This is a genomic window from Flagellimonas profundi, assembly GCF_017313275.1.
Taxonomy (GTDB): Bacteria; Bacteroidota; Bacteroidia; order Flavobacteriales; family Flavobacteriaceae; genus Flagellimonas; species Flagellimonas profundi.
Genome location: NZ_JAFLNM010000006.1, coordinates 117,613 through 125,064, shown reverse-complemented (window position 1 = coordinate 125,064; position 7,452 = coordinate 117,613). Strand labels below are relative to the sequence as shown.

Sequence of the window (7,452 nt, the reverse complement as noted above, 5' to 3'; positions counted from 1 at the left end):
GACTTTGGTAAGGCCATTTTAATTGGGTCTGGTATTCTGGCTTCGCCGGGTCAAAAAATGGTCCAGCCTCTACAACGGCAACTTTGAGCCCAGACTCCGAAAGCACTTTGGCGGCCATACCACCACCTGCCCCCGAACCTACAATAATGGCATCGTAAACCGTGGAATTTTCAATAATTTGCATTGATATCAGTTTGGTTTAGTTTAAATAGTTTTAAATCAATCCATTACCTCCAATTCAAAAAGGTCTGTATTGATTCTATGTACATCTTAGCGTTTTCTTTGAAAAATTTGTTGTGAAAAATAGTGCTATAGCCAAAATATATTGAGGAATCGAAAACAAAGTGATACCAAATTCAAGAATTTTATAAATATTTAGCCTTCATACAATATCCCAAGATAGTTGCTCTTACAGAGATCTTGTTTTTGAATGGATTACTTTTTATCGTTTTGAAACACTTGATCAACGTAAATTCCAATGAGGTGTGTTCTTATATCCACAGAAGTTTCTTCTGCGTCATCTTCCAGTTTCACTTTCATGGTTTGGGAGGGAAAAAGCGGCATGTGGCAACTGATGCAATTGTTAAGCTTGGCTGTCTCATAATCCAAGTTAATGTGGAGGTCTTTAGGTGAGTTATGGCATTCAACACATTTGGAATTGAAATGATCAGTATTCCCACGTTGTTTTTTGTGGGGATTATGGCAAGTAGTGCAAATCAATTCTTCTGAATTTTTAAAACATTCACTGCTTTTCAATAAACCATATTGGTTTCCATGTACATCCAGCTGCGCTTGAGGTCGACCAAAATTGTAATTTTTGGCATATTCATCCAACCGATCTCCAACAACAAATGAAAAAGGGTTCTCCTTGATTTGTATGGCTCGTAATCCTGAATGACACTGTACACAATTGTCCATTTTTAATTGACGAGAAAGGGAATCGATATGGACCACTGGGTCAATTGTGGTTTGACTGAGATTTCCAGTCCTAAAATCAACATGTTTTTTTAAGGGTCCATGGCATCTCTCACAATCTATTCCCAACATAAAAGAATTTCGGTCATAGATATTTGTATTCCCTTTAGGATTCTTATTCTTTGCAAAAGTCACATGACATTTCACACAATTATCCGTAACGGCCCTGGAGTATCTATAATTTGGATAACCGGGACTGTTGATAAAGTCATCTATAAGCGTAAAATAAGAAACTTGAAGTTGAAAAAGGGAATCCCCTTTAAATGACAAATAAGATTGCCCCTTGACGCCAGAACCTATAACTAAATCTAATTGATTCTTATCCAATAATTCACCTGAAGTTTTGGATGAAATAGTCTGAAAAAAGTACTCACCATCCTTTACAATTTTTGCATTACCATCAATCAGTTCAACTTCATGTTCTGATCCTTCGAAAGAACCTTTTAAATTTTCAGCGGTGGCAACTGCCGAGGTATTGAAATGTGCGGTTAGGATATGGTTTTTATAAACATCTTGATGACAGGGTATACAGGATTCCGATCCAGCAAACTGCATCCCATTATAATGAATGGGCATAGTTTCTGAGACTATAAAATATTCCTCATTTTCATCATCTAGAAAGAGGATTCCAGCAACAACAAGAATTAGAATAAAAATTAGTATGTAGGCTGTTTTACTTAATTTGGAAAACACATGTGAAAATTCAAGGTTATTATTTATAAGTATACACCAATTACGAAGTAAGTTAACAAACCTAAACTATTTTAAGTGGTTGGACCAATATATTCACGCTAAGTAATAACCTCCAAATAATAAAATACAAAATGGAAATCAGGTTCATATAAATGATTTAAGTCTTCAATCCTTGTATAAAAATACTTGCCACTACAAATCAAAAAAATATCAGAATTAATATTATGAAATAACTGAACTTTATAATATTAGTTAGATCATTTTTCGTAAAAAATTAAAGGAACGGTGAATTAAAAGCCTCTGGTTCCATATGGGAACAATAAATAAGGCGAACGCAACGAAGTGGAGTGCTGCAAGCCCCAAATCTTACAAAAACTAATACTACTGAGCGAGGCAAGTTTTATCCAATTCACAATTGTATTTTCCACTTTTCCTTGAAAAATACCTTGATTTCACTGGGCTGAACCCTCTTTTCCGTGAAAAAGGCAATTTCTTCAAATAGCAGGACGGTGCCCTAAATAGAATTGAAGACACCCGATATGAAAACTTCAAAAGGCATTTTTAAGCTAAAAATTCCTTGGTTTTACTGGGCTGAGACCGTTTTTAAGCTAAAAATGATTCATACGACAATAACCGGCATTTTACAAAATCCCTTAAAATACGGGCTTTTCCGAAGGAAAATGAATCAATAGCGCTGCGTCAGCACGCTATCCTCTTGCTCTTCATATTTTCTTTGCTAACAAAGAAAAAATAAATAGCCATGTTCAATAAGATGAAACATTAAAGTCTTCAATTATTGGAAATAGGTTATTGCACCCTATTCCAATTTTACTTCACGCTTATCTTTCCAATCACTATAAAATTGAAACAGGAACCACGTGTAAAAGTTCAGGGTAAGTATTTGGGACTTGAAAAGTGATAAATGACATAAGGATTCTGAATATTCCAAAAATGGCTAAATCTTGTTTGAGTTCATTTCGAACATTTGAAATTGTTATCTTTACATTGAAAGTTGAATCATCTAGAATTTCGGCCAAATTAAAAGGCAGTAATTCGGTCAACAGATTTTGTAAGGTCTTAAAATCCTTTAGATATAGGGCTTGCGGAATAAGGTTTGAATCCTGCCGCGGTCACAGATTTTAATCCCCGAATAAGCCTAAGTATTTGATACTTAGGCTTTTATTTTTATTTTTTTAGAGTCGCACCATCTTAATATTGCGAATCCCAACTACCTGTTTATCAATTATTTAATTTTCTAAAAAATCAATTTTGTCCCACTAGCTCCCCACTGAATTAATAGGATATTGAAAATATTAATCTTTTTCTGACAGGTTTTTCTATCTTTAAGGCACTCCCCCATACTGGAAGTTATTTTTTCCAACATAGCTAGAATCTTTTAAAGTTTTAATTGATGAAAATCAAGCATAGTGATGTTTCCATTCCCCAGGATAGACCTTTTGAGAACTGTAAGCTAAACAGGGAGCCTATTGCTGAAATTCTTACTACAATAGTTTCAACATTACCTGATGGATTCGTCATGGCCCTAGATAATAAATGGGGGACAGGAAAAACAACCTTTGTTAAAATGTGGAAAGAGTATTTAAAAGTTCAACAATTCGAAACTCTTTATTTTAATGCTTGGGAAAATGATTTCCAAAATGAAGTTATCGTAGCACTTCTCTCAGTGTTTAATGAATTAGAGAAAAAATCTCAAGAGAAATATGATATATTATTGTCAAAGACAGCGAAGGTAATGAAGGCAGCATTACCAATTGCACTAAAAGGCGTTGCTAGTAAACTAATTGGAGAACAGACGATAAGTGAGGTGATAAAAGCCTTTTCAGAATTCGGTGTTGAGGAAGTGGAAAGTCAATTGGAAACTTTCAAAACTCAAAAAAATAGTATAGAAGGCTTCAAAAAAAGTCTCATTGAGTATATAAATTCGTCGGATAGGAAAAAATCCGAAACAAAAACGGTAGATAATGGGAACCCTGTAATATTTTTTATAGATGAACTTGATAGATGCCGTCCAAACTATGCCGTTGAAGTATTAGAAAAGATTAAGCATTTATTTTCTGTGAAGGGAATAGTTTTCGTTCTATCAATTGATAAAACCCAATTGGGAAATTCGATTAAAGGGTATTATGGAAGTGATTTGATTGACTCCGATGAATATCTAAAGAAATTTATCGATTTAAATTATTCAATGCCCGAGCCGGATAAAACATTATTCATAAATCATTTGTATCAATACTATGGGTTTTCTGATTATTTCGAACTTCAAAAAAAATTATATGCTTCAATATACGATGACTCAAAACAAATGCATTTAGCTGCTCAATTATTCTACAACGAAAACCATACTCTAAGGCAAATAGAAAAGTCGATGGCTAGAGTTCGGTTAACATTAGGGGCATTTACCAATCAACACTTTGTCTACCCATATATTTTAATATTCATCGATTATCTGAGTACTTTTCACAGTGACCTTTTTAATAGAATCGAGCAAATTAGTATGCCTATTCAACAATTTATTGATGAAATAGAAGGAATAATGCTCAAAATTAAGGGAGTTTCCGATTTAAACACCTTTGATTTTTTGGTTGCAGAATTGATATATAGATATCAGCGTAGTCATGAACTATTTCGAAAAGCACCTTTAAAAAATTTAATTGATTTTGATACCAACAGACAACCAAAATTATTAGTTAAATCACAGTTTGAAAACTCACAAAACAACATTGCACAGCTCATACATAAATTGGATAACAGTGGTTACAATGAAATTTCCCTGAGACAAATAATGGATAAATATAATCTTACAGACTCAATCAAGTTCTGATAAAATTTAAGAATGAAGAATATCACATATCTATTTGGAGCTGGTGCAAGTAAAGGAGCACTTCCAATCGTAAATGAAATAACTGATAGGATTGGAAACTTAATTGTTCGACTCACACAATTCCCAAGAACACATTTAATGGGGATTTTGAATGAAGAAACAATTAACGGTGAAAAACATGACCTTTCCGTATCATTAGATAAAATTATTGAGGATTTGGAATGGTTAAAGCGCGAAAGTGATAATCATGCAAGTATTGACACCTATGCTAAGAAACTTTTAATTAATAAAGAATATAAATCGCTTCACAAATTAAAGGTAGCGTTATCTCTGTTTTTCACGATTGAACAAGTCATTAATAAACCAGATGATAGGTATGATTTCTTCTATGCCGCTTTATACGATGAATCCTACCATTATAATTTTCCAAGTCATATAAAAATTCTAAGTTGGAATTATGATAATCAATTTGAAATCTCTTTTTCAAATTTCAAAAATGAAGCTAAGGATTTATCATCAATTAGGAGAGGTCTTAATATGACTACTAAATTTGAAAGAGTTAGAGATATTAAGAATTGGCAAATTATTCAAATAAATGGCTATACATCATTCTCCGAGTTATCGAGAATAGATATGTCTACTTATGGTGAAATAATTGGTCAGGAATTTGAAACACCTCTCCTTCGACAAATTATCATTAACTACATAAAGGCTTCTAATCAAAAGCAATATGTATCTAACCTCTCATTTGCATGGGAATCCTTTGACGCGGATAGTAAATTCGATATTGTTGAAAACGCAAAGATATCCACTGTTAATACTGAAGTTCTTGTAGTAATTGGTTATTCCTTCCCATTCTTCAATCGTAAAATTGATAGAGAGATTATTGGTAATATGAAAAATTTAAAAAAAGTATATTTTCAAGCCCCGGAAAGGTTTTCAAAAGATAACAAAGAACGTTTTGAAGCCATCAGGACGGATATTCCAAAAGAAAACTTGATAGAAATCAATAATTTGAATCAGTTTCATATACCAAATGAATTATGAAATAAGTGAAAAATGACCCAATAACTACCCATTAAAAATATAATACATTGATTATCAGTATATTTAAAAATAAAAATAATCCTGCCGCGGTCACGAATACATAATTCGATAAGAAAAAAAACGCCAAGCTTGCTTGAGCGTTTTTTTTTGGACTATTTTCATAGTGATGCCTAGTCAAGAAGAACAGCGTCAATCCTGCCGCAGTCATTTGGCAACAATGCCAGCATAATGTAAGTCCTTGCATAAAACAGGCAAGGGTTTTTGTTATCCGGTCATTTAAAATCAATTGAACTTAATAAAGTTTACACTAAATTTTCATTGGAATCTTTATTTATTTGATATATCAATTATATTTGTATCAAATAATTTTTCGTGAAAGTTCCAGCAAAAACGGTTTTCTATCATATAGAACGTACGATCAAAACGTATAGGAAATTCTCCAGGCAGAATTTTTTAAAGGTTGTAGATGATATTACCGTAGACCAAAAATTGGTTTTACAATACTTAAATGACCGTCCAGAACTAAGTCAAAATGAAATTGCAGAATTGGTTTTTAAAGACAATGCTTCCTTAACACGTATGATCGACCTTTTGGTTCGAAAGGGTTTCCTGGACAGGTCCATCAACCCAAAGGACCGCAGAAGGTTCCATATTGAACTTACACCCAAAGGCAAAGAAATACTCGAAAAACTGGCACCGGTAATTGCTGAAAACCGAAAAAGGGCTTTTGCCGGAATATCCGAAGAAGAACTTGTTCAACTAGAGCAGACACTGAATAAAATAGTATCCAATTTAAACAAAGCGTAATATGCGTAAAGCATTATTGATAATCTGCTCTTTGACCTTCCATTTATCAAGTTGCCAAAGTGAGGCACAGACCTATCCCGATGAAACATGGTCCAGAGCCGAAAATCCGGAAGCAACGGCTTGGCCCGATACCAATCGGACCAATTTCAAAAGATACATCATAGATAGTACCAACATAACCGGTCTGGTCCTTGTACATAAAGGACAAATTGTATTGGAATATGGAAATATTAGTGAGAATAGCTACATAGCATCCTGCAGAAAAAGTATTCTTGCCCTGTTGTATGGTAAATATGTGGAAAATGGCACCATTGATTTGGACAAAACATTGGAAGAGCTCAACATCAATGATGTGACCGAACTCCTACCCGAAGAAAAAAAGGCCACGATAAAGAATTTAATAGCTGCCCGCTCTGGAGTATACCTAAGAGGCTCAAATGGTGGTGATTTCCGAAGATTTGCTCCAGAAAGAGGTTCAGTTGCCCCGGGAACCCATTGGCTGTACAACAATTGGGACTTTAATGCGGCCGGATACATTTTTGAGCAAGAGACCCAAAGCAATATCTACGACGAAATCGAAGTCCAATTGGCCAAACCCTTGCAAATGCAAGATTGGGACAGAACCCTCCAAAAGAAAAGTGGCAATAACGACATATCCAAGTTTCCAGCATACCACATGTGGTTTTCTACCAGGGATATGGCCCGTATTGGACTATTAATGCTCCGTAATGGGAAATGGAAAGAATCACAACCAATCCCTAAGGATTGGGTGCGAGAAATAACAAAACAGAGGACTTCTTATTCGGAAGCGCAAAAAAGTGTGCCCCTACTTAAGGAAGACGGCCTGGACTTAGGATATGGTTATATGTGGTGGCTTATTGAAAACTCAAACGATCCCAGATTAAAGAATGCCTATTCGGCCCAAGGGGCCTTAGGACAAAACATAACAGTTTATCCTGAAATAGATGTTGTTTTGGCCTTTAAAACCAATAGTGTGTATAGAAGAAGAAACTCAATCCAAACACAAATGAAGCTTATTAAAAAAGCTGTAGAAATTTATAATGGTCAATAAAACGACATACAAATTC

General features: G+C 34.4%; 6 protein-coding genes. 4 read left to right on the top strand and 2 right to left on the bottom strand.

What is annotated here, in order from left to right:
• Together J0654_RS18175 and J0654_RS18170 are read right to left on the bottom strand one after the other, a co-directional pair.
• The coding region (locus J0654_RS18175) for an FAD-binding protein (protein WP_207030538.1) at positions 1-184 on the bottom strand (184 nt) is incomplete at its 3' end.
• Positions 185-435: 251 nt separating this feature from the next.
• The gene (locus J0654_RS18170; protein WP_207030537.1) at positions 436-1,551 is read right to left on the bottom strand and encodes a multiheme c-type cytochrome; all 1,116 of its coding nucleotides are present in this window, start codon (positions 1,549-1,551) and stop codon (positions 436-438) included.
• A gap of 1,528 nt (positions 1,552-3,079) precedes the next feature.
• Here J0654_RS18170 and J0654_RS18165 point away from each other — a divergent pair.
• From J0654_RS18165 to J0654_RS18150, 4 genes are all read left to right on the top strand, one after another.
• Positions 3,080-4,510 (top strand): KAP family P-loop NTPase fold protein, encoded by a 1,431-nt coding sequence (locus J0654_RS18165; RefSeq protein ID WP_207030536.1) that lies wholly within the window; start codon positions 3,080-3,082, stop codon positions 4,508-4,510.
• Between the two features lie 12 nt (positions 4,511-4,522).
• Complete coding sequence (locus J0654_RS18160) at positions 4,523-5,557, top strand: hypothetical protein (protein WP_207030535.1); 1,035 nt, start codon at positions 4,523-4,525, stop codon at positions 5,555-5,557.
• Positions 5,558-5,929: 372 nt separating this feature from the next.
• Positions 5,930-6,364 carry a MarR family winged helix-turn-helix transcriptional regulator gene (locus tag J0654_RS18155; RefSeq protein WP_207030534.1) on the top strand — a complete coding sequence of 145 codons (435 nt, stop codon included), beginning with the start codon at positions 5,930-5,932 and terminating at the stop codon, positions 6,362-6,364.
• Position 6,365: 1 nt separating this feature from the next.
• Positions 6,366-7,436, top strand: coding sequence for a serine hydrolase domain-containing protein (locus J0654_RS18150; protein ID WP_207030533.1), 1,071 nt, complete (start codon positions 6,366-6,368; stop codon positions 7,434-7,436).
• Positions 7,437-7,452: the final 16 nt, after the last annotated feature.